This window comes from Sphingomonas silueang (genome assembly GCF_040049155.1).
GTDB classification, from domain to species: Bacteria; Pseudomonadota; Alphaproteobacteria; order Sphingomonadales; family Sphingomonadaceae; genus Sphingomonas; species Sphingomonas silueang.
Map to the genome: position 1 here is coordinate 1 of NZ_JBDZDK010000074.1, position 2,586 is coordinate 2,586.

Below are 2,586 nucleotides of genomic sequence, written 5' to 3' on the forward strand. Positions count from 1 at the left end.
TGGTGTGCGCCGTTGTGGCGCGAGAAAGGAGTGCGTCTGATGACGTGATGCTTGTTGGCAATGGCATCTGCCCACCGAGCTTACCGGTGCCCTCGGGCTGAAACTTCGAAAGGAGAACGGGACCATAGCATGCTCGGAAAAGGCCCAAAGTGAATAGTCGCATTGAAGCAACGGGTCAGGGCAAGACGGTTATGGTGAACGCTACACTGCGTGAAGCCCAATCTCTCGCGGCCTAAACCCTTGGCGGCGAGGAAAGCGACTGAAACCCCGCACCGACGCGTCGGGTCCACTCTACCAGCTCGGACCCGAGAAGCGGCCAAGTCCGTACCATCGACTTGACCGGCCAACCTTGTCGGCGTGACCTCCTTCGGAGGACTAGAGATGAAAAGGCCACCTAAGACCGTTAGCTTATCTCCTTTCACGCGTAACTACGGGACCGCCTGTAGCTGGTCGAGTTATCGACCTGTATGGCGGCGGAGCCGCAATATTACCCGAACACCCGGCGTAATTGCCGGGACAGCCCTTGCCTCGGTGAGGGACGGTCGGCCGTATAAGTTCGGGGTGACCCGAGCGAAAGCGCAACCGAGCGGGGGAAGTGCGGCAGCTTCGATCCAGCATCGAACCAGGGCGGAGGTCTGCTGATGCAACCCTGTGCCGCCTTGAAAAGGCTGGAATCACTTGGAACGATTGCCTTGACCGGCAAACGTGTGAACGGTGTGTTCCGACTGCTGCTATCCCGCTCCTTGTGGGTGGAAGCTTTGGGCCGCATCCAACAGAACCGTGGGGCAGAGACCCCCGGCATCGACCGTGAGGCCGTAACCGATCTCGACGAAAGCCGGATCGATGCGGTGATCGCGCAACTCTCGGCGGGCACGTATCGCCCGCAGCCGGTCAGGCGCGTCCACATCCCCAAGACCAACGGTAAAACAAGACCGCTCGGCATCCCGACTGCAACCGACCGACTGGTGCAGGAAGTGGTCAGGATGATCCTGAACGAAGTCTATGAACCGATCTTCTCTGATCGGTCACACGGCTTTCGACGGGGGCGGTCGTGTCACACGGCGCTCGACCATGTCCGCAAGACATGGAAGGGCGTGAAGTGGCTGATCGAAGTCGATGTCGAAGGATACTTCGACAACATCTCTCACGAGAAATTGTTGAGCCTGCTTGAACGTCGCATTGATGATAGGCGGTTTACCGCTCTCATCAGTGCGATGCTGAAGGCAGGGTATCTGGAGCAGCAGCGTTTCCACGAAACCTATAGTGGCACGCCGCAAGGAGGCATCGTCTCGCCTCTGCTCGCGAACGTCTACCTGCACGAGCTTGACCATTATGTGGAAGGGCTCGTCGCTGGCTTCGACAAGGGTGCCCAACGTCGCAAATCGGCGGAATACAGGCACCTTCAGCGCCGTTCCGAGTACGCCCGGAAGCGCGTGGCTGCGCTGCGTGACAAAGGGCAGGTTGATGAAATCCAACCATGGCTGGACCGAATAAAGGAGACGCTCGCGGCGATGCGCAAGCTACCCGCGACGGACCCGTTCGATCCAGACTTTCGACGCCTTCGCTACGTCCGGTACGCCGACGACTTCCTTCTGGGGGTTATCGGCAGCCGGGCCGAGGCCGAAGAGATCAAGGCCGCCATCGAGGGCTTCCTCGCGAGCGAGCTTGAGCTCCGAACGTCCCCGTTGAAAAGCGGGATCCGCGAGGCTCGGAAGGGAGCAAGGTTCCTTGGCTACGACGTGCGCACTCGCACGGCGTCCGACCGGCTCGTCAAACAACGGGCACGGACGGGCATCGTCGCAGTCAAGCGGACGGTGACGGATCAAATTCAGTTGCTGGTCCCGCGCGACAAGGTGCAATCGTTCAGCCAGAGGCACGGCTATGGTCAGTTCGACTTGGGACGGGCTGTGCACCGTCCGGGCCTGCTTCACATGGATGATGCGGAGATCGTCAAGGTCTACAACGCCGAACTTCGCGGCTTTGCAAATTACTATGCCTTGGCCGTGGATGTGAAAGGCGCACTCAACAAGCTCGAGTTTCTCTGGCGCGGTAGTCTGTTCAAGACGCTCGCGCACAAGCATCGGACAAGCCTAATGGCTTCGCTCCGGCGCCTCAGGGTTGGCCCGGGCAGGTACGTAGTGCGTATCGGCGTTGGGAGGGATGAGAGGAGGATCGCGGTTTGGCGACTGGCGGAACTCGATCGTAGGCCGGTGTTCTGGCCGTCGGTCGACAACACGCCTCGCACGGAAGCTCTTCGGTTAAGCAGGACCAACCTGACTGACCGAGTGCTCGCCCAAGCATGCTCCGCATGTGGCGGCACCGATGGACCGTTCCATCTTCACCACAGCAACCCCGTGCGTCGCATGAGGGATGGGCCGGTGTTCCGGAGGCTTCACGCCGAACGGGCCCGGAAGACGAGGCCGCTTTGCGCGCCCTGTCATCAACTCCTTCATGCAGGGAAGCTGCCGGACTTTCGTTCTACAGTGCCCGGAGCGGAGAGCCGGATGCAGTGAAAGTTGCACGTCCGGTTCGGAGGGGGGCAGTGGGGTGTTCTCTCGTAGACGCCACCCTGCCTACCCTACGGTA

1 protein-coding gene is annotated in these 2,586 nt (G+C 60.5%); it reads left to right on the plus strand.

What is annotated here, in order from left to right; translation table 11 throughout:
* The first annotated feature begins 692 nt into the window (after positions 1-692).
* Entirely contained in the window at positions 693-2,513 is a 1,821-nt protein-coding gene (locus ABLE43_RS23060; protein ID WP_231729953.1) for a reverse transcriptase domain-containing protein, read from the plus strand.
* The last annotated feature ends 73 nt before the right edge of the window (positions 2,514-2,586 follow it).